The sequence below is a fragment of the Pedobacter sp. SL55 genome (genome assembly GCF_026625705.1).
GTDB lineage: Bacteria > Bacteroidota > Bacteroidia > Sphingobacteriales > Sphingobacteriaceae > Pedobacter.
In genome coordinates, this window is sequence record NZ_CP113059.1 from 3,163,956 (window position 1) to 3,190,855 (window position 26,900).

At 35.7% G+C, this 26,900-nt stretch carries 28 protein-coding genes; 12 read left to right on the forward strand and 16 right to left on the reverse strand.

The window, feature by feature from the left end; all coding sequences use genetic code 11:
• Positions 1-320 precede the first annotated feature (320 nt).
• The 5 genes from OVA16_RS14085 (at position 321) to OVA16_RS14105 (ending at position 4,887) form a co-directional block, all read left to right on the forward strand.
• Positions 321-785 (forward strand): ferritin-like domain-containing protein, encoded by a 465-nt coding sequence (locus OVA16_RS14085; protein WP_267760506.1) that lies wholly within the window; start codon positions 321-323, stop codon positions 783-785.
• 13 nt (positions 786-798) lie between these two features.
• Positions 799-1,107, forward strand: a complete 309-nt coding sequence (locus OVA16_RS14090; RefSeq protein ID WP_267760509.1) for a hypothetical protein — start codon at positions 799-801, stop codon at positions 1,105-1,107.
• Between the two features lie 436 nt (positions 1,108-1,543).
• Complete coding sequence (locus OVA16_RS14095; protein WP_267760512.1) at positions 1,544-2,902, forward strand: ammonium transporter; 1,359 nt, start codon at positions 1,544-1,546, stop codon at positions 2,900-2,902.
• A gap of 284 nt (positions 2,903-3,186) precedes the next feature.
• Complete coding sequence (locus OVA16_RS14100; RefSeq protein ID WP_267760514.1) at positions 3,187-4,230, forward strand: porin; 1,044 nt, start codon at positions 3,187-3,189, stop codon at positions 4,228-4,230.
• Positions 4,231-4,305: 75 nt separating this feature from the next.
• Positions 4,306-4,887 carry a hypothetical protein gene (locus OVA16_RS14105; RefSeq protein WP_267760516.1) on the forward strand — a complete coding sequence of 194 codons (582 nt, stop codon included), beginning with the start codon at positions 4,306-4,308 and terminating at the stop codon, positions 4,885-4,887.
• A gap of 118 nt (positions 4,888-5,005) precedes the next feature.
• Here the strand turns inward: OVA16_RS14105 and OVA16_RS14110 are convergent, their stop codons facing one another.
• Positions 5,006-5,479, reverse strand: coding sequence for a ribonuclease H-like YkuK family protein (locus tag OVA16_RS14110; protein ID WP_138721200.1), 474 nt, complete (start codon positions 5,477-5,479; stop codon positions 5,006-5,008).
• Positions 5,480-5,767: 288 nt separating this feature from the next.
• Between OVA16_RS14110 and OVA16_RS14115 the strand changes: the two genes are divergently transcribed.
• Together OVA16_RS14115 and OVA16_RS14120 are read left to right on the forward strand one after the other, a co-directional pair.
• A complete protein-coding gene (locus OVA16_RS14115; RefSeq protein ID WP_267760520.1) occupies positions 5,768-7,075 on the forward strand; it encodes a DEAD/DEAH box helicase in 1,308 nt (435 codons plus the stop codon).
• Between the two features lie 138 nt (positions 7,076-7,213).
• Positions 7,214-7,444, forward strand: coding sequence for a DUF1456 family protein (locus OVA16_RS14120; RefSeq protein ID WP_267760523.1), 231 nt, complete (start codon positions 7,214-7,216; stop codon positions 7,442-7,444).
• Here OVA16_RS14120 and OVA16_RS14125 read toward each other — a convergent pair.
• A complete protein-coding gene (locus OVA16_RS14125; protein WP_267760525.1) occupies positions 7,441-7,827 on the reverse strand; it encodes a response regulator transcription factor in 387 nt (128 codons plus the stop codon). The two genes, OVA16_RS14120 and OVA16_RS14125, sit on opposite strands and share 4 nt — an antisense overlap.
• A gap of 199 nt (positions 7,828-8,026) precedes the next feature.
• Between OVA16_RS14125 and OVA16_RS14130 the strand changes: the two genes are divergently transcribed.
• From OVA16_RS14130 to OVA16_RS14145, 4 genes are all read left to right on the forward strand, one after another.
• Positions 8,027-8,530 (forward strand): GbsR/MarR family transcriptional regulator, encoded by a 504-nt coding sequence (locus tag OVA16_RS14130; protein WP_267760529.1) that lies wholly within the window; start codon positions 8,027-8,029, stop codon positions 8,528-8,530.
• 58 nt (positions 8,531-8,588) lie between these two features.
• Entirely contained in the window at positions 8,589-8,945 is a 357-nt protein-coding gene (locus OVA16_RS14135) for a hypothetical protein (protein ID WP_267760532.1), read from the forward strand.
• Positions 8,946-8,956: 11 nt separating this feature from the next.
• Complete coding sequence (locus OVA16_RS14140) at positions 8,957-9,355, forward strand: hypothetical protein (RefSeq protein ID WP_267760535.1); 399 nt, start codon at positions 8,957-8,959, stop codon at positions 9,353-9,355.
• A gap of 220 nt (positions 9,356-9,575) precedes the next feature.
• Positions 9,576-10,553 carry a hypothetical protein gene (locus OVA16_RS14145; RefSeq protein WP_267760537.1) on the forward strand — a complete coding sequence of 326 codons (978 nt, stop codon included), beginning with the start codon at positions 9,576-9,578 and terminating at the stop codon, positions 10,551-10,553.
• A 68-nt stretch (positions 10,554-10,621) separates the two neighbouring features.
• On the opposite strand, the gene OVA16_RS14150 is transcribed toward OVA16_RS14145, so the two are convergent.
• The 14 genes from OVA16_RS14150 to clpB all read right to left on the reverse strand — a co-directional run bounded on the left by OVA16_RS14150 (position 10,622) and on the right by clpB (position 25,070).
• On the reverse strand, positions 10,622-11,290 hold the full coding sequence (locus OVA16_RS14150; protein WP_267760540.1) for a potassium channel family protein: 669 nt from the start codon (positions 11,288-11,290) through the stop codon (positions 10,622-10,624).
• A 27-nt stretch (positions 11,291-11,317) separates the two neighbouring features.
• Positions 11,318-12,409, reverse strand: a complete 1,092-nt coding sequence (locus OVA16_RS14155) for a porin (RefSeq protein WP_267760543.1) — start codon at positions 12,407-12,409, stop codon at positions 11,318-11,320.
• A gap of 141 nt (positions 12,410-12,550) precedes the next feature.
• Positions 12,551-13,228 carry a hypothetical protein gene (locus OVA16_RS14160; protein ID WP_267760546.1) on the reverse strand — a complete coding sequence of 226 codons (678 nt, stop codon included), beginning with the start codon at positions 13,226-13,228 and terminating at the stop codon, positions 12,551-12,553.
• Positions 13,229-13,264: 36 nt separating this feature from the next.
• Positions 13,265-13,801, reverse strand: coding sequence for an antibiotic biosynthesis monooxygenase (locus OVA16_RS14165; protein WP_267760549.1), 537 nt, complete (start codon positions 13,799-13,801; stop codon positions 13,265-13,267).
• 25 nt (positions 13,802-13,826) lie between these two features.
• Positions 13,827-15,203 carry an aldehyde dehydrogenase family protein gene (locus tag OVA16_RS14170; protein WP_267760552.1) on the reverse strand — a complete coding sequence of 459 codons (1,377 nt, stop codon included), beginning with the start codon at positions 15,201-15,203 and terminating at the stop codon, positions 13,827-13,829.
• A gap of 55 nt (positions 15,204-15,258) precedes the next feature.
• Complete coding sequence (locus tag OVA16_RS14175) at positions 15,259-15,876, reverse strand: TMEM175 family protein (RefSeq protein WP_267760555.1); 618 nt, start codon at positions 15,874-15,876, stop codon at positions 15,259-15,261.
• Between the two features lie 263 nt (positions 15,877-16,139).
• On the reverse strand, positions 16,140-16,751 hold the full coding sequence (locus OVA16_RS14180) for a class I SAM-dependent methyltransferase (protein ID WP_267760558.1): 612 nt from the start codon (positions 16,749-16,751) through the stop codon (positions 16,140-16,142).
• 159 nt (positions 16,752-16,910) lie between these two features.
• The gene (locus OVA16_RS14185) at positions 16,911-17,666 is read right to left on the reverse strand and encodes an SDR family oxidoreductase (RefSeq protein ID WP_267760560.1); all 756 of its coding nucleotides are present in this window, start codon (positions 17,664-17,666) and stop codon (positions 16,911-16,913) included.
• A gap of 816 nt (positions 17,667-18,482) precedes the next feature.
• A complete protein-coding gene (gene arsB, locus OVA16_RS14190) occupies positions 18,483-19,532 on the reverse strand; it encodes an ACR3 family arsenite efflux transporter (RefSeq protein ID WP_267760563.1) in 1,050 nt (349 codons plus the stop codon).
• A 3-nt stretch (positions 19,533-19,535) separates the two neighbouring features.
• Positions 19,536-20,141 carry a low molecular weight phosphatase family protein gene (locus OVA16_RS14195; protein ID WP_267760565.1) on the reverse strand — a complete coding sequence of 202 codons (606 nt, stop codon included), beginning with the start codon at positions 20,139-20,141 and terminating at the stop codon, positions 19,536-19,538.
• A gap of 18 nt (positions 20,142-20,159) precedes the next feature.
• The gene (locus OVA16_RS14200) at positions 20,160-20,627 is read right to left on the reverse strand and encodes a DUF6428 family protein (protein ID WP_267760567.1); all 468 of its coding nucleotides are present in this window, start codon (positions 20,625-20,627) and stop codon (positions 20,160-20,162) included.
• A gap of 58 nt (positions 20,628-20,685) precedes the next feature.
• Positions 20,686-21,015 (reverse strand): ArsR/SmtB family transcription factor, encoded by a 330-nt coding sequence (locus OVA16_RS14205; RefSeq protein WP_267760571.1) that lies wholly within the window; start codon positions 21,013-21,015, stop codon positions 20,686-20,688.
• Between the two features lie 459 nt (positions 21,016-21,474).
• The gene (locus OVA16_RS14210) at positions 21,475-22,077 is read right to left on the reverse strand and encodes an outer membrane beta-barrel protein (RefSeq protein WP_267760578.1); all 603 of its coding nucleotides are present in this window, start codon (positions 22,075-22,077) and stop codon (positions 21,475-21,477) included.
• 395 nt (positions 22,078-22,472) lie between these two features.
• Complete coding sequence (gene clpB, locus OVA16_RS14215) at positions 22,473-25,070, reverse strand: ATP-dependent chaperone ClpB (RefSeq protein WP_267760582.1); 2,598 nt, start codon at positions 25,068-25,070, stop codon at positions 22,473-22,475.
• A gap of 484 nt (positions 25,071-25,554) precedes the next feature.
• Here clpB and OVA16_RS14220 point away from each other — a divergent pair, with 484 nt between their 5' ends.
• Positions 25,555-26,769 (forward strand): MFS transporter, encoded by a 1,215-nt coding sequence (locus OVA16_RS14220; protein WP_267760584.1) that lies wholly within the window; start codon positions 25,555-25,557, stop codon positions 26,767-26,769.
• Positions 26,770-26,900 lie beyond the last annotated feature (131 nt).

Below are 26,900 nucleotides of genomic sequence, written 5' to 3' on the forward strand. Positions count from 1 at the left end.
TATAAGGTTGTTTATCAAGCGTTAGTATGCCAGCCCGTATAGATTTGGAAATATGTTTTTAGATCGAAAAAAAGTGGGTGCTAAATGATTTCATATACCCCCGCCATAGTGGAAAGCTTTGGTTGCCGGGCTGCTTAAAAGGATTGACGTCAAAATGTAGCGTTGTTTTAACCGTATTTTATGCGCTAGATACCTGTTTTTTTTAATGCCTAAACCTTAAAGCATATCTATTGTTCTGATTTTAGGAAATGGATGAGATAAGGATGATGGGAATACTTACTCTTCTTCATTTCCTCTAATTATACAATAATAAGATAGATATGGAAACAACTTCAACAGGTAATGTGCTTAACGAATTGATTGAGCTAAATAACGATAGGGTAGCAGGTTTTGAAAAAGCTTTAGCAGATATAGATGACAGCAACTCGGATTTAAAAGAACTATTTCAAGAGTATGCAGCTCAAAGCCGGAGGTTTGGACAAGAATTAACTGCGTTGGTGGCCGAGCGGGCTGTAGAACCAGATACAGGTAATACTATAGCTGGGACCTTACACAGAGCTTGGATAGATGTAAAGGCATTGTTTGGCGCTAATGATAGGAGTAGTATTTTATCAGAGGTCGAAAGAGGTGAGGATGCTATCAAAAAGGCTTATAAATTGGCGTTAACAGAAGGTGGTTTAACAGGCCCCGTATTAGACAGAGTAAGCGACCAAGCTAAATATATGCAGAAATCTCATGATACCATTAAGGCACTTAGGGATATGTCTAAAGAATTAAATAGTTAAGGAGATTTTCGCTATGATGAATATAGGTATGTTAAATAAAAAGGCGGATAACATTGGTGTTTTTACGATTATTGGCGTAGCTGCTTTTACGGGTTTAGCCTTGGTGGTAGCAAGTCCAAGAATGAGAAAAAATTGCACTGATTTGTTGAGCGGCGTGTTTAACAGGGTTAAAAATAAGATTTCAAATCTTAGACATGAGGAAAGTAGGGATTGGGAAAAGGATTTGACAAGTGCTGAGAAATTGAAGGGTGATATTAATAAGCGTAAAACACCGGTGATTAAGGCGCCTTCTGTAGCATCTACTGCTTGGAAAGAAGAGTAAGATTTTAAGTAAAACTAAACAAGCCTCGAATGAAAATTCGGGGCTTTGTTGATTCTAGGCTATACCTAAACCTACACTTATGGGAGTAAATCATTTTATGTGCAAATTTTGTATTGACTTATCTTTTTATGTTTTTTCGTGCTGTATGGATATTTTTCTTGTCTTTTAATGGTTTTTCATTTGTTTTTTTTGTGTTTTGTCGTTTATTTATTTCGTTTCTTCTGTTTTTGTGTTTATTTTTTATGTTTTAAATGTATTTTTTAAATTATTTGTGTTTCTAATTGTTTATTTTTTGATTTTATATTGTATTTAATTGCTTTTTTGTTGTTTATTTTGTGTTATTATTGATAATTTATTAAAAAAATGTAAAAAATATAATGAATATTAGAATTTTATTTCTAATTTAGTTTTAAAATCAAACACTAAAATTCAAATTATGAGTAAAATTTTATTTAAACAGTGGGCGCCGTTTGCAATTTTAATAATTGCAGCAATAGCCGCATTATTTGTTCCTTTATTGCCAAATTTTGACGAGGGTAAATACAGTGGCCCTGATGTAGCATTTATTTTGGTATGTGCAGCACTGGTATTTTTAATGACACCAGGTTTAGCATTTTTCTATGGTGGTATGGTGCACCGTAAAAATGTACTGTCAACCATGATTAAAAGCGTGGTTGCAGCTGGGGTAATTTCTGTACTATGGGTAATCGTAGGTTTCAGTTTGGCTTTTGGAGATAGTATTGGCGGGTTTATTGGTAATCCTCAAACCTTCTTCTTTTTTCAAGGCGTAAACTCTGGACCAGCTTGGGGCACTATTCCTCTTTCGTTATTCGCTGTATTTCAATTAATGTTTGCCATTATTACCCCTGGATTGGTGGTTGGTGCAGTGGCAGAGCGTATCCGTTTTACTGCGTATATCTTATTTATTGTCTTGTTTGCCATCTTTGTGTATTCGCCCTTGGCACACTGGACTTGGCACGCAGATGGTATTCTGTTTAAAATGGGCGTATTAGATTTTGCAGGCGGTACAGTAGTACATATTTCTGCAGGTATGGCTGCGTTGGCAGGGGCTTTGGTGTTAAAGCGTAGAAGATCTCACTTAGAGCATAAAGAAGTGCCGCCAGCAAATATTCCTTACGTATTAATAGGTACAGGTTTACTTTGGTTTGGCTGGTTTGGCTTTAATGCAGGTTCTGCTTTAGGCGCAAATGTTTTGGCTGTTTCTGCTTTTATTACCACCAATGTTGCTGCCGGTGCGGCAGGTTTATCTTGGATGTTCTTTGATGCTGCCAGAGGTAAAAAACCTTCTGTACTAGGTTTCTGTATTGGTGCGGTGGTAGGCTTGGTAGCTATTACTCCTGGAGCTGGTTTTGTAAGTATCCCTTCTAGTATATTTATTGGTGTATTTGCTGCTATTGTTTCTAACTTGGTAGTTTCTTGGAAACAAAAAACTGCTTTAGATGACACGCTGGATGTTTTCCCTTGTCACGGTGTTGGTGGTATGGTAGGTATGCTTTTAACAGGTGTATTTGCTACTAAAACTGTTAATGCGGCAGGTGCCGATGGTTTACTGTATGGCAACCCAGAGTTTTTCTTTACTCAACTAAAAGGAATGGTTTTGGTAATCGTTTTCAGTTTCGTGGTTTCATTTGTGATCTTCAAATTGATTAACTTGATATTGCCAATTCGTGTAACCGCCGACGAAGAAGAAGAGGGATTAGATGCTTCGCAACACAACGAGAAATATACACAAGGTACGTTAATCGTAGCCGGACAAGAAGTTCCAAATATCTAGTCCACAAAAATTATACTCCGCTTAGGCTAAGTTAAAATCATGATGGAAAATTGTTTTTGATTTAATCATCTTTCTCCCTAATCTGTATTGACCACCAGATTAGGGAGCTAAAGAGAAAAGGAAATAGTTGGATAACTATTCTGGATCGATAAACAATTTTAATGAATACGACCGCATTTTTAAGGTCGGGTGGGATTGCTTTGATTAAATTTTGCGCTATGCTATATACAAAATGCTGCCTTTGGGCAGTCAAAATCAACTATTTAACAATAAACTTAAACAAGATGAAAAATCATATAGCTGCACTATCTCTTTTATTATTAAGCACTGCTAGCGTAGCAGTTGCACAAGAAAAAGCTTCTCCTTTAGAAATATCGGGATCGGTAGATACATATTTTAAGTACGATTTTAGCAAGGTTGCTAACATACCAACCTATTTTGCTGATGAGCAAAACTCGGTTTCGTTAGGTATGATAGACTTGGCATTAAAAAAAACAACAGGTAAGGCTTCTTTTGTGGGCGAGCTTTCTTTTGGCCCTAGAGGCCAGTACCAATCTATACCAGATGTATTGGGCGGTTACGATGCTGCTACCAACAGCTTCAATATCCAAAACTTATATATTAACTATGCTTTTACTGATAAGTTTAGCATGACCGCCGGATATATGGGTACATTTGTGGGTTACGAGGTAATTTCGCCCGTGGCCAACTTTAATTATTCTACTTCTTACTTATTTGGTAGCGGTCCTTTCCAAAATGCAGGGTTAAAAGGTACTTATTCGTTTTCTGATAAAGTAAGCTTAATGGCCGGAATATTTAACGATTGGAATGTGTATCAAGACTTTAATGGGGTATCTCATTTTGGTGCACAATTAATGGTAGCACCTGTTGAGGGTTGGTCTGCCTATGTTAATTTCCTTACCGGACGTTCTGCTGGTGCAGGTGCCAATGGAACTATCATAGACCTAACTACCTCTTATCAAATTACAGATAAATTTAAGCTAGGCTTAAATGCTGCAGACTATGGTGTTTCTGAAGATGGCGGTGGTTATTCTGGCGCAGCACTTTATCCGCAGTATGCATTTACACCTTCTGTAGCGTTAGGGGCAAGAGCAGAATATTTTACTTTTAAAGGTGCTGGTGGTGCTGCCAACGCAAGTATTACTTCATTCACTTTATCTGGTAACATTAAATCTGGTGGCTTAACTTTTATTCCAGAGGTGCGTTTTGATAATGATGCCGATGCTTACATTGGTTTCGTTAAATCTAATTTAGCACCATCAAAAACAGCAGCCCAATTTTCTTTAGCTGCAGTTTATAGCTTTTAATTTATAACTTCACATCGGCTAATTACAACCAAAAAACGTCCCGAAAATCGGGACGTTTTATTTTAAATCTTTTTTATGAAATTTCTTTCACTATTAACAGTTCTGCTCTTTGCTAAGGTGCTATTGTTTGCCCAAGACATTAATGTATTACCAAAAGACGAAACAGGCAAATACACTTATTACGAAGTAGTGAGCACCAACCTTGCCGAGGATAGCTTAAAAATAAGAGCAATAGACTTTATAGCGAAAAACAAAAAGGAAATTAAACTAAAGTCGAGCGAAGCACCTGTCCAACTAAAAGGCACTGGAAAAATTGTGATCAACAAAAGTTTGGCAATGTTGTCTCGTCCAACTGGCGAAATTACTTTTACATTTAATTTCGAGGTAAATGCACAAAAATATCGTTTTTGGTTAACAGATTTTGAGTTTATCCCTTATCAAAAAGATAGGTACGGTAATTTTGTACCTAGCACTACTGTAGGTGTAGCCTTAGAAACTGAAGCCAAAAAGTCTAATGCAGACCAATGGGAAGACTACCGCTTACAGGCGTCTAAATATGCTGCTAACTTTGCAAAGCGATTTAAAGACCATTTGGTTAGTAAATTGGTAGCCACCAAACCAAGCCCAGAGAAGAAAGTGATTTCTAAAACTTGGTAAATTAGTGGCTAGGTTTTAGTAGTTAGGAATTAGTATCATTAAATTGATATTCAAATTATCTTTAAATCCCCAACCTGATCCCTAACTCCTAGTTCCTAATCCCTGAAAACTAATCACTTTAATGCACCATCTTATCTGCACAAGTAGAGCTAGCAAAAGCTTCGGGTTTAGCCTTAAAGATAAATCCCATACTTAAAATATAGCCCATAGCTTCATTTAATGCTTTGTTTGATTTGAATGATGGGTTGGTGTTGATATCAGCATGTACTTCTAAATCCACATCGTAAATGTCTAATAAATCGCAGATAGAGTAGGCAGTTTCTATAGATTTTTGAACTTCTAGCAACATTCTCTCTTTAATACCCATTTTTAAGGTAGATTTTTCTTGTGCAATGTACATAAAACCACCATGGTGCTCTCTTAATAGCACAATCACGGTAGCAAAATCGGTGTGACTGCTTTTTACTTGAGAATCGGTTCCAATGCAAACTTTTAATTTGTAACCGTTTTCGGTTTCTCGGAGAATTGCCTTTTCTACTTCTTCTAAGATTGACGAATGAATAACTTCGCCACTAAATTTCTTCCAGGTCATAAGTTATAAATATGTAAAGCAAACCTTTCATCAGGTTTCCTAAAATTAAAAATTTATTGTTAACCTTTCTTTATCTTAATGTTGTTTATTTGCTAACATTTATTTGTTTATCAACAAGTTAACTTGTTTTTTTGAGTTGTGTGTGATGCGTTTTGAGTAACTGGCTAATTGTTTATTAGAATTCGATTGTTGGCTATTGATTATTGGAATTTGATAATTTCTTTGTGTTCTTTGCCACTTTGTGGTTTTAACAGACAACTGCCAACCGAAAACTGTTAACTTTGTACCATGGAACTGCAAAAACTGCTCTCAAACCTAAATATCAAACAACTTAATCCTTTACAGGAAGAGGTAACTGCCAAAGCTAAATCTGGTGCCGATTTGGTGGTGCTTGCTCCAACAGGTTCTGGCAAAACAATTGCTTTTCTTATTCCTGTGCTACGTAATTTAGATAAAGACAAAAAAGGAGTACAATGCCTAATTTTAGTGCCTTCTAGAGAATTAGGATTACAAATTGAGCAGGTTTTTAAGCAAATGGCTACAGGCTACAAAGTAACTTGCTGCTACGGTGGGCATTCGGTTAAAGTAGAGCGCAATACATTAACAGAAGCACCGGCGGTATTAATAGGTACGCCAGGTCGTATTGCGTTCCATCTGCGTGAGCAAAATTTTGACGAAAGCACCATTACCACCTTAGTGTTAGATGAATTTGATAAATCACTCGAATTTGGCTTTACGCAAGATATGTCTTACATCATTAAAAGTCTGCGCTCATTAAAGCAACGTATGCTTACTTCGGCTACGGACATGCCAGAACTGCCTGAGTTTACCGGAATTGATAAGCACGAAACGGTTAACTTTTTGGCAAAGCAAGAAATTGTACCAGATTTAAAATTGAAACGAATTAATACATCTGCCGAAGAAAAATTAGCTGCACTATTTAAGCTGATCTGTAAGATAGGTAACCATTCGATGCTGATTTTTTGTAACCATAGAGAAACGGTAGACAGAATCAGCGATTTGCTGATAGACGAAGATTTAGTGCATGATATTTTTCACGGTGGGATGGAGCAAGACGATAGAGAACGTGCTCTGCTGAAATTTAGAAATGGAAGTGTAAAGATTTTAATTACTACAGATTTGGCCGCCAGAGGATTAGATATTCCAGAGGTCGAATTTATCATTCATTATCAGCTACCTTACACCAAAGATGCATTTATACATCGTAACGGGCGTACAGCCAGAATGAATGCCAAAGGTACTGCCTATTTAATTTTTGCTGAAGGAGAAGAATTTCCTTACCTAGATAAAACTATTGAGGTAGAGAAATTAGAAGGAAACTATAAAATTCCTGCTGATAGCGAGTGGCAAACCATTTATTTGGCTGCAGGTAAGAAAGATAAAATTAATAAAATTGATATTGTAGGTTTTCTTTTGAAAGTTGGTGGCTTGGCAAAAGAAGATTTAGGCTTAATAGAGGTTAAAGATTCTAGCGCTTATGCCGCGGTAAAGCGTAAATTAGCACCGCAATTAATTAAAAAACTATCTGGAGAGAAGATGAAAGGTAGAAAAATAAAAGTAGAAATAGCAAATTAGGGGACAGGTATCAGTGGTTAGGAGTCAGTTTAAATATTTGTGGCTATGAACCATTTACGATCAAGAATTAATAACTTGCTATTATTTATTTGCTGCAAACGACTAACCAGTTAAACGATTAAACAAATAAACTAAAATATGAGTAATAACGAAATAATGAAAAAACTAAGGGTAGCACTATCCTTAAATACAGATCAAATTATAGAAATCTGTAAATTGGTAAATTTTACGGTAACTAAAAGTGAGTTGGGCGATATCTTTAGAAAAGAAGACCACCCAAATTTTAAGAAATGCGGCGACCAAATTTTGAGAAATTTCCTTAACGGTTTGGTTATTTACAAACGTGGTCCGAGAGAAGAAAAAAACTAATTGATATTATGCCTAGCCGCTTTTTTGTTAATTAAGCTTTCAATCTTTTCTAACAAAATATCCATTTTAAAAGGCTTCGGCATAAAATCATCTGGTGGTGTTTCTAATGTGTTAATTTCATCTGCCTTATACAAACCAGACATCATTAAAATAGGTATGTGTTTGGTTTTTGGATTGGTTTTGATTTGATTGCAAATGGTACGTCCATCAATTTTACCTAAAACAATGTCTAATATAATCAAATCTGGATGAAAATTATTAATGGTTTCATGTATGCCCTCTGCATTGTTAAGTGGCTCTACTTCATAACCGCCAATTTCCAGTACAAGCTCAATTGTATCTAATACCTCGTCGTCGTCGTCTACTACAATAATTCTTTTCATAATCGCAAATATAACATTGTTAAATCATTTACATAACAACGATTTTACGATACAGTTTCTCTTAAAATCATATTTAACTAAAGTTTTCTCACTTTCTGATTTATTTACTAAATCTTTTTAAAAAAAATAAGAAGTAATCCCCCTTAAAAAATACTTTCAATTATTTTTGAAACTTTAAAAAACATTCATACATTTGATCATGCAATTTAACGAAGCGAAAAACAAATTTGTACAAACTTGGGGAGCTTTAGGTTCTCAATGGGGCATCAATAAAACGATGGCACAAATACACGCTTTGTTAATGGTTTCTAAAGAACCCGTTTCTATGGAAGATATTATGCAAGAATTGCAAATTTCTAGGGGAAATGCCAGCATGAATTTACGCGGTTTAATGGATTGGGGAATTGTTTACAAAGCCAACAAACCTGGCGAACGTAGGGAATTTTTTATTGCTGAAAAAGATTTAGACGAACTGGCAACAAAAATTGCAAAGGAGAGGAGCAAGAGAGAGATAAAACCTGCACTAAAGGTTTTAAAAGAGGTAAGTGCCATACAAGGCGATACTTCTGAAGACGCCGTACATTTTGTATCGCAAACTAAGAAATTATATGATTTTGTTGCAAAAGCAGATGAAATTTTTGAAAAAGTAACAGAATATAAAGATAACTGGTTAGGTAAGCTAATGATGAAAATATTGAAATGATATATTTTTTAAATAAAAGTTTCAATGTTTTTTGAAATTTTAAAAATAAATAAATTTTATGCTAAACTTAAACTTAATTGGCTACGGTATTTTTATAGCATTAATGGTTTTCATCATCTTAGTGGTAGGCAAAATCTGCTATAGAAATGGAAACGTTTTTGTTGCACAGCTGATACCAGGACATATTGAACTTTGCCAACAGATTAATAAAGCATTACTCATTGGATATTATTTGGTTAATCTTGGTTATTGTGCAGTTAATTTGTCGTTTTGGCAAAATATTACTGCTATGCCCATGTTGGTAGAGGTAATAGCAATCAAAATGGCAGGCATCATTATCATCCTATCGGGCTTACATTACCTCAATATCTATGTTTTAGTAACACAAATTCACAAATTAATTAAACAACCATAAATTTTAACATCATGGACACTACAAAAATTTTGATCGGCTATGCAGTTTATTTGCCAATTGCTTTATTGCTTACCCTGTATGTTTCTAAAACACTTTTTAGGAACAGTAAAATCTATATGTTAGATATTTTTAAAGGTAGAGAAGAGATTGCCTTTGCTACCAATAAGCTTTTTGAGACAGGTTTTTATTTACTTAACATCGGCTTTGCTTTAATGATTTTGAAGATAAATATCTACAATAACAATTATCAAGAACTGGTAGAAGCCTTGAGCTATAAAATTGGCAGTTTCTCTATCTATCTTGGATTAATGCTATTCATTAATCTCTATTTCTTTTTTAGAGGTAAAAGAAAAGCAAAAGAGGGAATGAAACCTTTTATGCCAGAGCCAGCGAGATTTACAGGACAATAATTGTAAAAGATATCAAAAAGTAAAGCGAAAGTTAAGTTAGATCTATTTAGAAGATTTGTTAAATAACGTTTTATTTTTACAAGGTAGAGAAGAGCTGGGCAATGTTTTTAACTTTTCATGTTCTAATGTTATTGATAATGCTAATGTGATAAAGGCTAAAAGATTAGCTTGCTAAAATTGCAACTATTTGAAATAGGAATAAGATCTAAAATTTACAACCATGAACATATTAATTGAAAAATTGCCAGCTAATGATAGGCAACGCAAATGGATGGCCATAGCTATTACGGTAGTGATTTCGATTCTTTTAACACTTGTAGGTATTTACCTTATTGGCGAATACGGGATTGCGCTGTTTGTCTTAACGCCCTTTTTCATGGGCTTATGTCCAACTATTTTGTATGGTTTAAAACATCATATTACCAAAAAAGATGCTTGGCAAATGGGCTTGTTAACACTGCTAATATTTACCAGTTTTTTGTTGTTTTTTGCTATTGAGGGTTTAATATGTATTGCCATGGCTGCTCCATTAGCTATTTTATTTACCTGGCTGGGAGGCTTGATTGGTTTTGCCATAGTTCAAAAAGGCACGAAACGTTCTTCGGTAATAGTGTTGATTTTTCTCGGTTTTATCCCTACTACTGCTTTTATCGAAAAGGATGTTGAACATGAATTGAATTCAGTAGTTACCTCTATTGAAATTAAAGCCGACTTGTCTACCGTTTGGGAAAACGTAGTTGAGTTTCCGGAATTAGAAACGCCACAAGAATTTATTTTTAGAACCGGCATTGCATATCCCATTAACGCGAAAATAGATGGTGCCGGAGTAGGGGCTATCAGATATTGTAACTTCACTACTGGTAGCTTTGTAGAACCCATTACAGTTTGGAATGAGCCTTCTCTATTAAAATTTGATGTGCTAGAACAGCCTGCCCCTATGAAAGAAATTAGCTTTTGGGATATTGATGCGCCACATTTGCATGATTATTTCGTATCTAAAAAGGGACAGTTTAAGCTAACGAAATTGCCAAATGGAAACACCTTGTTAGAGGGCACAACCTGGTATTATCATCACATTAAACCAGCTTTTTACTGGAAAGGTTGGAGTGAATATATCATTCATCAAATACATTTACGCGTATTGAAACACATTAAGAAAAATGCTGAGAAAGATAAGCTTATATGTAATATAAAGTGATTAGTGTTAGCTAGTTTATAACGATAAAAAAGTAATTGGCATATTGATAAACAAAAGGACTTAGCTTATTATTGCGAGTTGCTGGTAAATTTACTTAACAATACGCCTACAATAACTACAGAATAAAACTGCCCGGCAATACCAATTAGCGATGTAATAAGTTTGGTGTAGTAGGTGTTGGGTGTAATGTCTCCGTAACCAATGGTGGTTAAGGTAATAGAACAATAGTAAACCAAATCTATAAAAGTATGGGCGGGGGTGGTGTAATCAATTCCTTTAAATGAGAGCGGATTTTTATATACCGCTATTTGAAACAAGAAAACGCATATTTCTATCAATAAAAATAAACCACATGCAGATGCAGATATTACATCGGTATTGATATAGCTAGGTTTGATAAGAAACTTGAACACTTCTAGAAAAATAAAACAAAAAAATACCACGTAGCTAAAGTTTAAAATCAGCATAAAATCGGCGCTTTTTTTAAAAAATGGCAATAAAAGGGGTAATGCAATTACTACAATGGTAAGTAAATTTTTTACAAGGTTTTTAATTCTTCCTTTCTCCATAAAAACACCTATGCTACATAAGCCTAATATGGCCATATTAACGGGCCACAATACTTCCATATAAAATGAAATATCTCTTATTACAATACCTATAAAAAGATGCAGCACAAGTGCGGCAAGTAGTATTTCATATTTGTTTTTCTTCAAAATTTCGTATATTTTTTTCATGGCTAATAGTTTAAATTAGGCTAGGTATTAAAAGCTGATGGAGAAAGAAGTAACGGCGGTAAGGTTATTTCGGTTAAGGGTTTTTTCTCGGCTGGCAAATAGCTCGTTTTTGTTGTTAAGCTGTCGTATTTCTGTTCGCCAAAGTAGGTTGTCAAGTATTTTTAAGTCAGAATTTATGGAATATCCGAAGGTACTTAACCCATTGCTTAACCCTGTAGCAATTTTAACATTGTATTTATCGCGGTAAAACTCTGTACGTGCCGCTATGCTCCATCTATTAGAAATGTTATGTTTAGCAATAAGTACTGGCGTATACCAAAAAAAATGTTGCCTACTCCCTTTGTTTTTCTGCTCTGCACCAATGTCAAATCCGGCTCTAATTGCAGTTTGCTCATTAATTTTGTAAATGGCATATAAGTTATGAAAGTATCGCAAGCAACGTAAACTGTCTGGTTTATCATTACCAATAAAAGAACTGCTGTTAATTGTTAATTTTTCGTGAGGAGTAAAACTAAGTTGGTGGCCAATTGCAGGTGTGCTGTTTCCATTAACACGTTGAATTCTTTGCCAGCCGTTTAGTATCAAGCCACTGAGCAACCATTTTCCATTGGTGCTGGTGTAAGATATTTTTGCTCCAGTTTCGAAATATGGCGAGTTTTCGGCAGCTAAACTTCTGGTAAGTGTCCAGTTTTCGCTAACCATAGCGCTTTCAAAACCTATATGCGACGGAAATACGCCAATGTCTACCCAAAGGTTTTTGCTTTTAGAAATTTTAAAACCAAGGTTAGCTTCGTAAATATTTTTTAGCAAATCAGGTTCGTCGGCATAATTTGCATTCATATAGGTGCCGGTAGCCAATGCAATATTGCTTCTTAGTAAATCATTTTTATAGCTTGCTTTAACAAATGCAAGGTTAATATTAAACTCGTTGTTTCTGTTGTGGCTATATATAAAAGCTGGTCGTGAGTTATTGATGGGGTTGTTGAAATCATATTGGTAGTAAACCTCAGCAAAACCGCCTAGTTGTATTTCTGCTTTTTTAGTTTCTTGTGCACACAATAATACCGTACAATAAAGGTGTAAATACAGTACAAAACAACCTATTTTATAGACTTTCATTTATTCGATAATTAGTTTTAACCTTTTTTGAGATAAGAAGAGATTACCGATATACTTTTATTTAGCTATCGGTAATCATGCAGTGCTGCTTGTAAAAAAAGTTTCTACTTGCCGCTAAAAATATTTGGGTGTTTTGTTGTTTTATAGTGTAGCTCTTAAAAAAGGGCCAAAGTTTTGTTTTTTTCTTTTAATTGCTCCGTAATAATCTATGTTGGCCGCCGCACCAATGGTAAATTGCTTATAAGAAACGCCCAGTCTGCCAAAATACTGGCTGCGAGAGTGCGCATTATTTTTAAGATCGTGAATGTAAAGTGCTTGTAAGCGAGTGTACAAACGCCAGTGATGATCTTTTGAAATTTCTGGAAAGTACTCTGCCACCAAAACATTATTAGTGTTGGTGTTTTTATTGATACTTATTGCTGGATTAAATATCAACGACCACGAGGGTTTACGCCAACCAAATTGAAAACCGAGGCTAGGTATCCAACCTAAACCAGCTACGTTTGCGGCCGATGGGCCAAGGCCAACGTGTTTGCCTAACTTGTAGCTAAGAATGTTAACAGAAGTAAAATCATTGTCTTTTGCATTTTCATTCTTATACTCTGTAGCATAATTGGTAATTGAAATAAACCTAAGTTTACCATTTGTGAGCGGAATATCTCTTGAGATAATAGCTTGATAATAAAACCTATCAGACCCTGGCAAAAATTCGATAGGTATTGCAGGCGGTGGTGTAGGTGCTGCTTGGCTTTTTTGTTCTTGGCTACGAGATACGAAAGTAGAAAGAACCATCATCAATAAAAGTATGCTTTTTTTCATAGGTTTTCTGTTAATAGTGTTTAATTTTTAGAGATTTTAAACCAAAATTTTAAATAATTTTTTAACCAAGAAAGGCATTACCACAAAGCTTACGATGGCTACCAACGTGGCAACATTTAAAAATACGATAAGCAGTGGTGGAGTGCCTAAAAACTTGCCTAAAGGCATTAATACGTGTTGCGCCAATGTACTTATTAGTGTAAAAATTACGGTAACTGCTAATAAATACACTTTAAACCTATTTGGATGAGCCTGCGTTTCTGCCTTGTTTTCTTGCCAAATACCCATATTTTCAAAAAAATCAACATTGTTGATGTTGGCCAGATTTTCAACCGCCCAATCCATTTGTTGTTTTCTGAAGGGGGTGTTTTCCCACACAGCAAGGTTCTCTTTGTTGTCGAATTGCAAAATCGTTAAAAATTCTTTTTCGTCAATTCGGCGGTTGGTTTCTAGAATTTCTGTTTTCAGGTAACCTTTCATTTCTGCTGCTTTTGCGGCCATTTCTTGCATCCAAGTTAATGTTTGCTCTTCTTTTTCTTTAAATGGCTTAATTCTAATTACAGTTGTGATCATAATTTTTAGTTGCTAGTTTTATGTTTTACGAGTTGAATAAACTTAATGATGCGCTAATGTCTTTACCTTGGTAAGGTGGAAACACGTCTAGTTCTAAATCTGGATTGCCAATAAGCATTGCTTTGGTATTGCTCAAAGCATCGAAACCTGCTTTTCCGTAATATTTGCCCATTCCTGCGTATCCAACACCACCAAAAGGCAAACTATCTATCCAACAGTGTAAATTGGTTTGATTAACACAGCCGCCACCAAATGATACCGAATTGAGGAAATAATCGATGTTTTGTTGGTTCTTGCTAAAAATGTAAGCCGCTAAAGATTTAGGCTTTCTTTTTATAATGTGGCATATTTCTTTCAGATCGGTATAGACCATTACAGGTAAAACCGGTCCAAAAATTTCTTGCTGCAAGGCTGGGTCGTCCCAACTACTAGGATACAATACGGTGGGTTCTACATATTTGGCTTTAACATCAAACCTTCCGCCAATTACTACTTTATCTGGTACAATGTAAGAGGCAACCCGCTCGGCATCGTGTTCGCTGATCATTCTTGCCAAATCTGGACTTTCTTGTGGGTTTTCGCCGTACATTTTTTTTATTGCAGCTGTAAGCTTTGCTATAAAATCATCGGCCATGCTTTCGTGTACATACACATAACCAGGAGCAATGCACCACTGCCCAGAAATGGCGTTATGTCCCCAGGCAATTCTATCTACTGCAATATCTATATTCGCTGTTTCATCAACAATCGTTGGATTTTGGCCGCCAAGTTCGAGGATAACCGGAGTTAAATTTTCTGCAGCAGCCCTCATTACCACTTTTCCAACACTAGAACTGCCAGTAAAAAAGATAAAATCAAAAGGCAGTTTTAACAGTTCGGTAATTTCTTCTCGCCCGCCGGTAACAATATCTACAGCTTCTGGCGTAAAATATTTTGGTATAAGGTTTCTAAAAAGTTCGGCCACAGCAGGTGTAGTATTTGCTGGTTTTAGTATAACAGTGTTTCCGGCGGCCAAAGCGGCAATTGCCGGATCTAAAAGCAGTAGCACTGGTGCATTAAATGGCCCAATGACTAGCGTAACTCCAAATGGTTCTTTATAAACAATACCTTTATTTCCAGATGCTTCTAATCCTTTAGGTATTTCTACCTCTTGCGGTTGCATCAAGGCTTTTAAGTTCTCTTTATAATATTTAATTACGCCAAGTGGTACTGTAATTTCAAACAACTGTTCAAAAGGTGGCTTACCGAAATCCTTGTATAATGCAGCGCAAAAGGCATCTTTGTTGTCTGTTAAAAATTTTTCCATACGATTAAGCTGATCCATCCTCCACTCGTAGGTTTTGGTGGCATCTGTATAGAAAAAATCTCTCTGGCGGTCTAATATAGATTGATATTTATTCATACTTTGGTTTATTAATGATTAACAAAAGTTTTATTTTCTGGCATTTATATATCAATTAGCGATTTTTGGATTTGAAAAAGGCAAAAGCATAGTTAAGTTGAATGATAATGATGATACTTATGGCTAAATAAGTGTTGAAGAAACTGAGCAATGCACCGATAAAATATAAAGTTTGCGACTCTATAATTCGTGTTTTGATACCATCTGACGCCTCTTCTGCATCAGCTGTGCTTACTAAACCATTTTTTATGGCGTAATGCCAATTTACGTACAGCATTAGCCCCATTAGAAATAAATTGAGCCAATAAATGCCTACCCCAAAATGATAGTGGATATAATCTCCCAAGAATGCCGTGCTAAAGGGCAAAACGGAAACAAACAAAAGAAAAATCAAATTTATCCAGTTCAAATTTCTATCACTTTTTTTAATGAATTCAAATTGTGCCGCTTGTCCCATCCAGAAAATGCCAGCAGTAAGAAAACTAAGGAAGTAGACTAAGAACTTGGGCAGTAGTTTTAAGAATGCGTTTATGAGGTCAATCTCTTTGCCATTTACCTCTGGTATTTTTATTTCCAGTACTAAAAGTGTCATTGCAACGCCAAAAACAGCATCGCTGATGGCTACGATGCGGCCTAGATCATGACCTGCAATTTTGTTGTAACTGTTTTTCATAGGTTTGGATAAATAGTTCACAAACTTTTAACTGCTTTGAAGTAGGTAATTAAGCTTTTGATTTAACTGTAGTAACGGCTCATTTTTAGTTTTAAAGTTTGCAAAAGATTGGAGATGTAAATCATTTAAAATTTTTCTGATGATAAACCAATAATTACGGAAATATTAGTTTTTACCTTTTTTTACTTCAATAAATTTATTTTATATGAAGTTACTACGCTTTGTTATTGTAATATTTCTTTTCGATAAGCGTCTATTTTAGTTTATTTGCAGAAAAAAGCCGCATACATTTTTCCTCCAAAAACAGATTTTCTTTCGGCAATTTTACGTGTTGTAGTGTATCCAAGTTGTTTAAATAAGGTTTTAAGTTTATCAAACGGCATTGGGTAAGGTTCCCACTGGCTTGCCAAAAAATGATCGTATTCTATAATGATCCATTTCTTGTTATCGCTTGCAAAGTAGTTTTCTAACCTGTTAATCAATTTTTCTGGATTAGCTATGAAATGAAGCGAATTAGCCATTAAAATTCCGTTTAAGGGCTTAATGTTAAGTGTTTCATCTGAGAAGTTTGCTTGGTTAAAAAGTATGGATATTTGGTTGTGTGTTTGCGAAAGATGTTGTTTTTGTTTGTCTATGGCGTATATACTGCTTCCTTTTGCCAATAATTCGGCTAGTGCGTAGGCGAATATGCCATTGCCACAACCTAAATCTGTCCATGTTTCTTGCTCAGTAAACGAACATGTTGCTAATAGAGACTTTGCTTCGGCTACGGTCATATTCTTTAACAGATTAAGGTGCTGTACCAAAAAGATGTTATGAGTTTTGTTGGCGAAATCATATTTTGCAGTGTAGTAACCGCAATTTCTACTTGGCATAGCCAAACACGGTTTACTTTAAAACGTTTTAAGGTTTCAGCCTTTTCCGAAAAAGTTGGAAAAGCCTGCCGTAACGATACCGCCAATTTAATTTCTTAACAATTATGAATTGCTCATTTTTTTGATACAGCCTCTTAATATGAATTGGATATTTCTATCTTATCTAGTGGTATATCCACCGTTGGCAAAAATAGTCTGTCCAGTAATCCACCAGCCTTCGGTTACTAAAAACTCTACCAATGGAGCAATGTCTTTAATGTCCGTTAATCCGCCAAGTGCCGCTGCAGATTTATGATAGGCTACGGCATCATCTGCCTCTTGACCATAAAAGAAAGGTGTATCCATAGGGCCAGGAGCTACCGCTGTAACCGAAATTCCTCTAGCGCCAAATTCTTTAGACGCTGCTCTAGTGAAATGTTCTACAGGGGCTTTCATTCCGGCATAGGTAGAGTATAAACCAGTGTAGGCAGCTAATAAAGAAGTTACGATGGTACATATTTTTCCGTTATCATTTACTTTTTTACCAGCTTCTTGCAAGAAGAAGTAAGCAGCTTTAGCATTCACATCCGACATTGTATCGAACTCTTGTTCTGTAGTTTCTAAAAATGGTTTTTTTAGTACCATACCAACAGTATTAATGGCGACATCAATGCCTCCAAATTTTGCAATGGTCTCGTCAAAAAACTTAGTTACGTTGGCCACCTTGGTCAAATCTCCTTGAAATAAGAAAGCCTCGGCACCAGCTGCCTGTACATCTGCAAGTGTTTGCTCACTTTCTGTTCTAGAGCTTTCGCTATTGTAATGTATGGCCAGTTTTGCACCTTTAGCCGCAAAGTCTCTACTTAATAATCCGCCAAGGTTTTTACCGCCACCAGCAATAAGCACCACTTTTCCATTTACGTCATTTCTGTTCATGTTTTTTGTTTTTTAGTTAGATTATAATTGATTATTTTAAGTTGCAAAGTTGGCAAGTAAACACAATAAAATCGTGGTGTACTTTTCGGAAAATTAATTTCGGCATTAAAATTTTAATGCGTTATTGCTCGTATAATTTTTAAATAACTTATGGCGTTTGGAAGAAATAATAACCGTCCCTACTATTTTTTTATCAGCATAATGGTAATAGTTTGTTTCATTCTGCTTGGCCTCTATTAGAAATTGATAGGATGTAAAAAAGCTCATCTACAATTTGGTTAATTTGTATAAATACCAAAACACTACCATAAAAGCGTTGGCTAAATGTTTGCCTGCAAAAGCCTAAACTTTTAAATGATTTTTTATTAAAGCTATGTTACTCCTGTTTGGTTGGTCTTTAAATTGCAAACAATTTGGTAGCTGTTTAAAATCTTCTTATTACTAAATTAAAAGCTATTTGATTAGGTTGTTGTTTTTAATCTTACAGGTTGTAAGGTTTTTTTAAAAGCATTGTAATTGGTAGCAATTTGTTTTGAAGAGAAGGAATACTAAATACAGAATTAAAGTTAAATACCTATTGCTTTAAGGTAGTACTTCGTGATTAAAAGGAAGGAGTATAATTTAAACGCTATTTTTTAAAAAAGCGTCTAGTTTAGTTTCTAGTTGGCATAAGAACAAACGCACAGCAAACTCCGAACATTAAAACACACTGGCTTACTTACACCATAAGCCTTAAATTTCGTCGAGATTTAAGGCTTATGAGCATCACGTAATGTTTTTATCGAACTAAATTTAGTTGTGTATGTATTAGGTTTTTTAAGAAAACGGTTTGGTTAATGGGTAATACATTTTCTTTAGCCACAAGCTAGCTCTTACCAACAGTATCAATACTGGAACCTCTACTAGCGGACCGATAACGCCTACAAACGCCTGTGGAGAATGAATGCCAAACACAGCTATGGCAACTGCTATGGCTAGTTCAAAGTTATTCCCAGTAGCTGTAAAGGAAATAGCCGCATTTTTATCGTAAGGAACCTTTAACAACTTATTGATGAAAAAGCTTACGAAAAACATGAGTACAAAATAAATCACTAGCGGGATGGCTACCTTTATCACATCCATGGGTAGCTCAACTATTTTATCGCCTTTAAGACTAAACATTACTACAATAGTGAAAAGCAAAGCATATAAGGTAATAGGAGATATTTTAGTTGCAAATTTTTGGTTATACCATGTTATGCCTTTCTGCTTAACTAAAAAGTAGCGGCTTAAAAATCCTGCCAAAAAGGGGATACCTAAATAGACCAGTACGCTTTTGGTAACCTCAATTATTGATACACTTACATTAAAATTGGCGAGCCCTAACTTAGCGGGCAATACATTGATAAACAACCATACTAAAAAGCTGTAGGTTAGCACTTGGAAAATACTGTTCAATGCTACCAATAATGCGGCATATTCTCTGTTTCCCTTTGCCAAATCATTCCAAACTATTACCATTGCAATACACCTGGCCAAACCTATCAGTATTAAACCGGTCATGTAGTCTGGTTCGTTTCTTAAAAACAAAACGGCCAATCCAAACATTAAAAGAGTGCCAATAATCCAATTAAGTAATAAGGAAATACCAATGATTTTCTTGTCTTTAAATGCTTGTGGTAACAGAGAATAATCAACTTTTGCTAAAGGTGGATACATCATTAAGATCAATCCAATTGCTAAAGGAATATTGGTAGTGCCTACAGTTAATGTGTTGGTAAAGTTGGGAATACTCGGAAAAAAATATCCTAGCCCTACGCCTAAAGCCATGGCAAGAAATATCCATAAGGTAAGGTAACGATCTAGAAATTTTAATTTTGGCTGCATGGTTTATTTATTTATAACTGAGAAAACGTAAAACATCTCTGCTGCAATTTGTAAACTTCTTTCTGCGTATACCTGGCTCTGCGCTTCAGTATTATCCGAAATTTTGGGATCTTCAAAAGTGATCGGTATTCTTTTCTCAGCACCTGCAATAAAAGGGCATCCGCCATCGGCCTGCGAGCAAGTCATGATGGCTGCAAATTCAGCTATCGGATTAAAAGGACTGTTGTATTTTTTAGAAAAACCAATAATAGGCTGCGTATTTTCGTCGTATTTTATGGCGTAAATTTGATTTATACCCTCCGAAATTTTGAAAATATTTAGTCCTTGTTGAATTAGTGTTTCTGCTACTTTTGGAAACAATGCCGTTTCTTCTGTGCCACCAGAGTAACAATGCACATTACCAATACCATAATAGTCAGCTGCAATTTGTGCCCAAACCTGCGATAAATGACTTCGGCGAGAGTTATGTGTACAAATAAAGTTGATATTTATTGGTTTATTGTTTGCTAATTTTTGTTGTATAAAATCTGCCAAGGGTTTTAAAATTTCCTTGCGTTCTTCGTTAACTTTTGGTAATTGGGCTATGGTTTCAATTAATTTTTTATACATGATTTTATCTATTTAAAATTAACAACAGCCGCCTCCAGGAGTACAGTTATTAGCTACAGCAAGATTTGATAATTTGATTTTTTGTTTTTCTGCAGGGATACCACAAGCATCTTGAGCCAAGCAAGCTGTGGTTTTGTTTTTAAGTACAAAGTTTTTACCATTAAATTCTAAATCGTATTTACCAATGGTTTCATTTTGGTACTCTACTTCAATTTCAGCATTTTCAATGCCTAACTTGGTTTCAGATAGCTCTATAATGTGTAAAAGTTTGCCAGGTTTCAGTCTATGCTCGTAGTCGTCGGCATTCCACAACTGAAAATTGACTGTCTTTTCCGTGCGAATAACTCCGCCGCAATCAATAAAGTTCTTGGTAATTTGCCCTACTTCGGTAACATGAAAATGTTCGGGCACCAATGTGCCGTTTTCTAGTTGAAATTCAACATTTTCTAAGGTTGGTAAAATTTCTTTAATGTCTGATAAATTCATGATAACTATGTTGTCGTATATTGCAATATTGCGATGTTTTTGAGCGTAAATAAATGCTTTAGCAGCAATTATTTATAGTTGTTACATCAACTAAAAAAGCATTAAGTTCGGCTTTGGTTTCTTGCCAAGCTACCTCATTGATACAGTAGCAAATGCTGGTTCCTTCTATATTTCCTTTAATGATACCAATATTTTTAAGTTCGCGTAAGTGCTGAGAAATGGTAGCTTGTGCCAAGCCCAATTCTTCTACCAAATCGTTACATATACAGGCATTTTGTTTAATAATATACTGTAAAATAGCTATGCGAGCTGGATGAGCTAATGCTTTAAATAAAATTGCTAGTCGGTTCTGCTGTTCGTTAAAAATCTCTGTTTTGGTAACTCCCATAATGTAATATTATATTGCAATATTACGATTAATAGAAATAACATGCAAGTTGATATTTGTTTTAACGTGAGTTCGGGTTAAGTATATTTACAATTTTTGAGAAATTCGCAGTGAACGTATTTTTTAGCCCGCCGCCGCTGGGCTCTTACTTTTTGACCACAAAAAGTAACAAAAACTCTCGGTTGCTTATTTTTCTTTCAAAGAAAGTGCTTTGGCTTATTGGTGCGGTCCGAAAAATAAGAGACCGAAAATTAGCTGAACGAAGATTTGAAGCGCTATCGCTAGCAAATAGCATAATTTTCTTATCCCGAACTCACATTATTTTAATTTGACTTTAGAATTTAAGTTGGGGGTAATTAGTTATTAACTGCTTAAAATAAAACATGGTAGAAATATTTTTTACTAAAAAAGGCCACCCAAATATGGATGGCCTTCATCAACAATTAATCTACTTAAAGATTAGAAATAAAACTGTACGCCTAATTTAGGTGCAAAAGTATCTGCTTCAAATCCGAAGCTGTTGCTTTTTACTTTAGTACCAGTGGCTTCTAATTTAGTAGAGAAGTTCTCATAACCTAAACCATTAACTGAAAATTCGATACCCACTTTTTTGTTAGGGAAGAAAGCAAAACCTGGAGCAACATTAACACCAATAGAAGTAGTGCTAGCGAATTTTGAACCAGTATCTCCGTTTGCATCTACAGCTTTAAGAGAACCAAAAGCCAAAGGCACAGATAATTGACCGAAGAATTTGAATTGATCTGTTAAGTTCACATAGTAACGACCGAAAGGAGCTACTTTAAAAGCTTCATTCTGTCTGTTTGTGCTTACAGACTTATCATAATCATAACCTACGCCAGTACCAATTGCAAAATTGTTGCCTACAAAGTAGCCAACACTTGGAACTACGCTAAAATTAACATCTGCTTTTTGGGCACCATCTACTTTTGTGCTGTTAAAACCTACGTTACCACCTAAAATAATTTTTCCTTTTTCTGTTTGTGCATTTGCGCCGAAAGTTAAAGCTGCTACAGCTACTAACGATAATAAAATTTTTTTCATTTGTTAAAATTGTTTTTAATTCTAATGAAGCTATTCGATAAGTCAAATGGTTTCATTTTTTAATATTTATGTGTTATTTTTAATGATCTTTTTTTGATCATTTGTTGAGTGTTTTTCAATTACTGTGCCTGCTGAAAAATTGTCATACGTGCCAAAAACGAAGATTTTTTATTAATCGATTGATTAATAAATTGTTAAATTAAAGTGTACAAATTGTAAATTATATTGGTTTGACAAAACTAATCTTTAGTGACAATTGAATGATTTTACAGCATTTTTTTTGATTGCCTATTTGGCATTTTATGTCAGTTTTTGACATGAAAAAAGGCAGGTTGTCGCCTGCCTTTTCTCGGTATATGATAGCTTGTGAGAAGTTGCTTTTACAAAACTCCGCTTTACTTAGCCTCATTAAGAAACACAAATTGATGATCGAACATATCTAACTTGATTTTACTGTCCTTATCAACCTTACCAGCTAATATTTCTTTTGATAACTCGTTTAAAATGCGTTTTTGTATTACCCTTTTTAACGGACGGGCACCAAACTGAGGATCATAGCCTAATTCTGCCAACCAATCTAAAGCTTCGGTGCTGGCTTCCATAGTAATTCCCATTTCGGCTAAAGTATCTTGAACGTGTTTAAATTGTAAATCAACAATGTTTCTAATCTCGCTTCTTTGTAGTGGAGTAAACATAATCAGTTCATCAATTCTGTTTAAAAACTCAGGGCGAATGGTTTGTTTCAGTAACTCAAACAACTCGTTTTTAGTTTTAGCTACAATGCTATCCCTTTGTTCTTCATCAAAATCTTTAAAATTATCTTGAATTAAATGCGAACCAATGTTAGAAGTCATGATGATGATGGTGTTTTTAAAGTTTACCACACGACCTTTGTTATCGGTCAACCTTCCATCATCTAGCATTTGCAGCAAGATATTGAATACATCTGGATGTGCTTTTTCAATTTCATCCAATAAGACCACCGAATATGGTTTTCTACGAACTGCTTCCGTCAATTGTCCACCTTCATCGTAACCCACGTATCCTGGAGGCGCACCAATTAAACGGCTTACCGCATGACGTTCTTGATACTCGCTCATGTCAATTCTGGTCATGGCGTTTTCATCATTAAATAAGAACTCGGCCAATGCTTTTGCTAATTCTGTTTTACCTACACCAGTTGTACCCAAGAAAATGAAAGAGCCAATAGGCTTACGTTTATCTTGCAAACCGGCACGTGAGCGACGGATCGCATCGGAAATGGCTTCGATCGCTTCATCTTGTCCTGCTACACGTTTGTGCAATTCTTCCTCTAGATTAAGCAATTTTTCGCGTTCGCTAGAAACTAACTTTGTTACCGGAATGCCAGTCCAACGGCCAACCACACCAGCAATATCATCAGCAGTTACTTCTTCCTTCAGCATTCGGCTTTCGTCTTGTCTACTTGCCAAATCAGCTTTCAGTTTTTCAACTTTATCTTGCGCTTCTTTAATTTTTCCGTAACGTAGTTCTGCTACCTTTCCATAATCGCCTGCACGCTCTGCTTGTTCGGCTTCCAATTTATAAGCTTCAATTTGCTCAATTTCAGTATTTACGGCATCAACCAAATCTTTTTCGCCTTGCCATTTTGCTTTAAACTCATCACGCTCTGCAGCTAAATTGGCAATTTGTTCGCTCAATTCTTTTACCTTGCTTTCGTCTTTTTCACGTTTGATGGCTTCACGTTCAATTTCCAAACGCATTATCTCACGCTCTAGTGCATCTACATTTTCTGGCACACTGTCCATTTCCATACGTAGTTTCGATGCCGCCTCGTCCATTAAATCGATGGCTTTATCTGGTAAAAAGCGATCAGCAATGTAGCGTTGGCTCATTTCTACGGCAGCAATAATTGCTTCGTCTTTGATACGTACTTTATGGTGCGTTTCGTAGCGTTCTTTCAAGCCACGTAAAATCGAAATGGCATCTTGCGTATCGGGTTCATCAACCATTACTTTCTGGAAACGACGTTCCAAAGCTTTATCCTTCTCCAAATATTTCTGATACTCATCTAAAGTAGTGGCGCCAATAGCCCTTAGCTCGCCACGGGCTAGGGCAGGCTTTAAGATGTTTGCGGCATCCATAGCACCTTCGCCACCGCCAGCGCCAACCAAAGTGTGTATTTCGTCAATAAAAAGGATGATCTCGCCATCGCTTTGCGTTACTTCTTTTACAACGGCTTTTAAACGTTCTTCGAACTCTCCTTTATATTTTGCTCCCGCGATGAGGGCGCCCATATCTAAAGAGTACACCACTTTTGATTTTAGATTTTCTGGAACATCGCCCTTGATAATTCTAAAGGCAATGCCTTCGGCTATGGCCGTTTTACCTACACCAGGTTCACCAATTAAGATAGGGTTGTTCTTTGTTCTACGAGATAAGATTTGTATCACACGTCTAATCTCTTCGTCGCGGCCAATTACCGGATCTAGCTTACCACTCTCGGCGTATTCATTTAAATTACGGGCATATTTACCCAGCGCTTGGTAGGTAGCTTCTGCATTTTGATCGGTTACTCGGTTATCTCCACGCAATTCAGTGATTGCTTTTTTGAGGTCTTTTTCGTTTACACCTTGATCTTTTAACAGTTTAGCTGTAGCGTCGTTTGTTGCTAAAATTCCCAATAAGATATGCTCTACGGATACAAACTCATCTTTAAATTCTTTTAAAAAAGATTGTGCTTTTTGAAGTGCCGTATTGGCGTTAGATGATAAATAAATATTGCTGCCACTTACTTTTGGGAATTTAGCAATATCATCATCTAGTTTTTGGTTAAGTGTATTTAGATGTACGTTTAGTTTCTTTAAAACGTAGGAAATCACATTTTCATCAACAGTTAGCAAGCCTTTGAGCAGATGCGCTGTTTCTACGGCCTGTTGCTGGTTGCCTTGTGCAATTTCAGAGGCTTTTTGTACAGCCTCTTGGGCCTTTATTGTAAAATTGTTGAAATTCATAATATTGTTTTCTTTTTTAATTAACCACAAAAACACAAAGCGCACCAAGGCAATTGTGTTTAATTATGGTTATTACGCTAAGGTCAAAACAAATGCCATCGAACAAATGATTTTCTAAATCGGAAATTTTGTCGTAGATAAAATATTATTACTGAATAATTGTCTGGTAATTAGTGTTTTATGATGAAAAAATGGCAGAGGAGAGGGAAGTGACCAATAAACAAGCACCAATAATCAAGGAGTTGATAATCCAATCATCAAAAATCTGCGAGTATTTAAGGAAACTTAACCAATAATTCCCAGAAAATCGGGATTTCGCTTTGCTCAACAATAAAGAATAATCAAAGAGCTAAAAATCCAATCAATACCTAGCACTGTCCGTTTCATCAGTTAAACAAATAACCAGTTAAACAATTAATAATTAACCATCAAGAATTAACCATTAACCATTCAATCGTCTATCTTTGCAACTTCTCTAAATTAAATGAAAACCTACATCAAAAATTACTTTAAAGTTTACGAGGGGCTATCTACACCAGCTTGGATGTTGGCTTTGGTAATGCTGGTAAATAGAAGCGGAGCAATGGTAGTTCCCTTTTTAGGGGTTTATATGGTTAAGCATTTGGGCTTTACTTTAGAAAATGCCGGAGTTTTGTTAAGCTGTTTCGGTATAGGGTCGGTAGTTGGCTCTTCGTTGGGTGGTTGGCTTACCGATAAGTTTGGACATTTTAAAGTTCAAATGTTTAGTCTAACTGGAATAGTGCCACTGTTTTTATTGTTACCCAAATTAACAACAATGCCCACATTAGCTGCAGGCATTTTGGCTTTGAGTATGGTTAGTGATATTTTAAGACCGGCCAATTCTGTGTCTTTGGCCTATTATTCTAAACCAGAAAATGTAGTGAGAAGTTTTACGCTTAACAGGATGGCTTTAAATCTTGGGTTTTCTATAGGGCCGGCTTTGGGTGGCTTTTTAGCTGCTATTTCTTACGATTTACTTTTTTATGGAAATGCCTTTGCGGCAACTTTAGCAGCTATTATTTTTTTCGTTTACTTTAGAAATAGAGAAGGAAACACAAAAGAAAAAACGAGTACAGAAGAGATGGCAATTGCTTACAAGTCTCCGTATAAAGATATGCCATTTTTGGTTTTTACTTTTCTCAGCATTTTATTTGCGATTTGTTTTTTTCAATTGTTGAGCACCTTGCCACTTTATTATAGGGAGGTATACCATCTTTCTGAGAAAAATATAGGTGTAATTTTGGCTTACAGTGGGGTAGTGGTTTTTAGTTTAGAAATGCTGATTGTGCATATTGCCGAGCGAAGAACTACCGCTGCAAATGCCATTATTGTTGGAGTGGTTTGCTGTGGCTTGGCTTTCGCTTCTTTGTTAATTACCCATGGAATTTGGTTGCTGTATGTTTCTATGTTTATACTTTGCGTATCAGAAATGTTGGCGATGCCTTTTATGGCTACGGTTACCTTGCAGCGTTCTAATGCTAAAAATAGGGGTGCTTATATGGGGTTAAATTCTTTGTCGTTATCTGCTGGGTTAATTTTTGCACCTTATTTAGGAACTAAAATTGCTGCCAATTACGGTTTTAATGTACTTTGGACCGGAACTGGGCTTTTAATGTTGCTTACTGGTGTTGGCTTTTATTTTTTGATGAAGCGAATGAGGCTGAAAAGGGATAGTTAAACCACGAAGACACAAAGTTTTTTTGATGATAATTTCGATATTTTTTGAATGATATTTATTCGTCGTGAGTTTTAATGCAATTCATTGCCGTCGGCTTTAGCGTTTAATTGCCGTCGGCTTTAGCCGAGGGA

Excerpts from the sequence above, each read along its gene's own strand:
- OVA16_RS14175 (WP_267760555.1), bottom strand. The coding sequence starts at position 15,876 with ATGAAAAACAGTTACAACAAAATTGCAGGTCATGATCTAGGCCGCATC.
- OVA16_RS14210 (WP_267760578.1), bottom strand. The coding sequence starts at position 22,077 with ATGAAAAAAATTTTATTATCGTTAGTAGCTGTAGCAGCTTTAACTTTC.
- OVA16_RS14180 (WP_267760558.1), bottom strand. The coding sequence starts at position 16,751 with ATGCCAAGTAGAAATTGCGGTTACTACACTGCAAAATATGATTTCGCC.
- OVA16_RS14085 (WP_267760506.1), top strand. The coding sequence starts at position 321 with ATGGAAACAACTTCAACAGGTAATGTGCTTAACGAATTGATTGAGCTA.
- clpB (WP_267760582.1), bottom strand. The coding sequence starts at position 25,070 with ATGAATTTCAACAATTTTACAATAAAGGCCCAAGAGGCTGTACAAAAA.
- OVA16_RS14165 (WP_267760549.1), bottom strand. The coding sequence starts at position 13,801 with ATGATCACAACTGTAATTAGAATTAAGCCATTTAAAGAAAAAGAAGAG.
- OVA16_RS14135 (WP_267760532.1), top strand. The coding sequence starts at position 8,589 with ATGCTAAACTTAAACTTAATTGGCTACGGTATTTTTATAGCATTAATG.
- OVA16_RS14110 (WP_138721200.1), bottom strand. The coding sequence starts at position 5,479 with ATGACCTGGAAGAAATTTAGTGGCGAAGTTATTCATTCGTCAATCTTA.
- OVA16_RS14155 (WP_267760543.1), bottom strand. The coding sequence starts at position 12,409 with ATGAAAGTCTATAAAATAGGTTGTTTTGTACTGTATTTACACCTTTAT.
- OVA16_RS14090 (WP_267760509.1), top strand. The coding sequence starts at position 799 with ATGATGAATATAGGTATGTTAAATAAAAAGGCGGATAACATTGGTGTT.
- OVA16_RS14160 (WP_267760546.1), bottom strand. The coding sequence starts at position 13,228 with ATGAAAAAAAGCATACTTTTATTGATGATGGTTCTTTCTACTTTCGTA.
- OVA16_RS14185 (WP_267760560.1), bottom strand. The coding sequence starts at position 17,666 with ATGAACAGAAATGACGTAAATGGAAAAGTGGTGCTTATTGCTGGTGGC.
- OVA16_RS14120 (WP_267760523.1), top strand. The coding sequence starts at position 7,214 with ATGAGTAATAACGAAATAATGAAAAAACTAAGGGTAGCACTATCCTTA.
- arsB (WP_267760563.1), bottom strand. The coding sequence starts at position 19,532 with ATGCAGCCAAAATTAAAATTTCTAGATCGTTACCTTACCTTATGGATA.
- OVA16_RS14145 (WP_267760537.1), top strand. The coding sequence starts at position 9,576 with ATGAACATATTAATTGAAAAATTGCCAGCTAATGATAGGCAACGCAAA.
- OVA16_RS14205 (WP_267760571.1), bottom strand. The coding sequence starts at position 21,015 with ATGGGAGTTACCAAAACAGAGATTTTTAACGAACAGCAGAACCGACTA.
- OVA16_RS14115 (WP_267760520.1), top strand. The coding sequence starts at position 5,768 with ATGGAACTGCAAAAACTGCTCTCAAACCTAAATATCAAACAACTTAAT.
- OVA16_RS14100 (WP_267760514.1), top strand. The coding sequence starts at position 3,187 with ATGAAAAATCATATAGCTGCACTATCTCTTTTATTATTAAGCACTGCT.
- OVA16_RS14150 (WP_267760540.1), bottom strand. The coding sequence starts at position 11,290 with ATGAAAAAAATATACGAAATTTTGAAGAAAAACAAATATGAAATACTA.
- OVA16_RS14105 (WP_267760516.1), top strand. The coding sequence starts at position 4,306 with ATGAAATTTCTTTCACTATTAACAGTTCTGCTCTTTGCTAAGGTGCTA.
- OVA16_RS14200 (WP_267760567.1), bottom strand. The coding sequence starts at position 20,627 with ATGAATTTATCAGACATTAAAGAAATTTTACCAACCTTAGAAAATGTT.
- OVA16_RS14130 (WP_267760529.1), top strand. The coding sequence starts at position 8,027 with ATGCAATTTAACGAAGCGAAAAACAAATTTGTACAAACTTGGGGAGCT.
- OVA16_RS14220 (WP_267760584.1), top strand. The coding sequence starts at position 25,555 with ATGAAAACCTACATCAAAAATTACTTTAAAGTTTACGAGGGGCTATCT.
- OVA16_RS14125 (WP_267760525.1), bottom strand. The coding sequence starts at position 7,827 with ATGAAAAGAATTATTGTAGTAGACGACGACGACGAGGTATTAGATACA.
- OVA16_RS14095 (WP_267760512.1), top strand. The coding sequence starts at position 1,544 with ATGAGTAAAATTTTATTTAAACAGTGGGCGCCGTTTGCAATTTTAATA.
- OVA16_RS14140 (WP_267760535.1), top strand. The coding sequence starts at position 8,957 with ATGGACACTACAAAAATTTTGATCGGCTATGCAGTTTATTTGCCAATT.
- OVA16_RS14195 (WP_267760565.1), bottom strand. The coding sequence starts at position 20,141 with ATGTATAAAAAATTAATTGAAACCATAGCCCAATTACCAAAAGTTAAC.
- OVA16_RS14170 (WP_267760552.1), bottom strand. The coding sequence starts at position 15,203 with ATGAATAAATATCAATCTATATTAGACCGCCAGAGAGATTTTTTCTAT.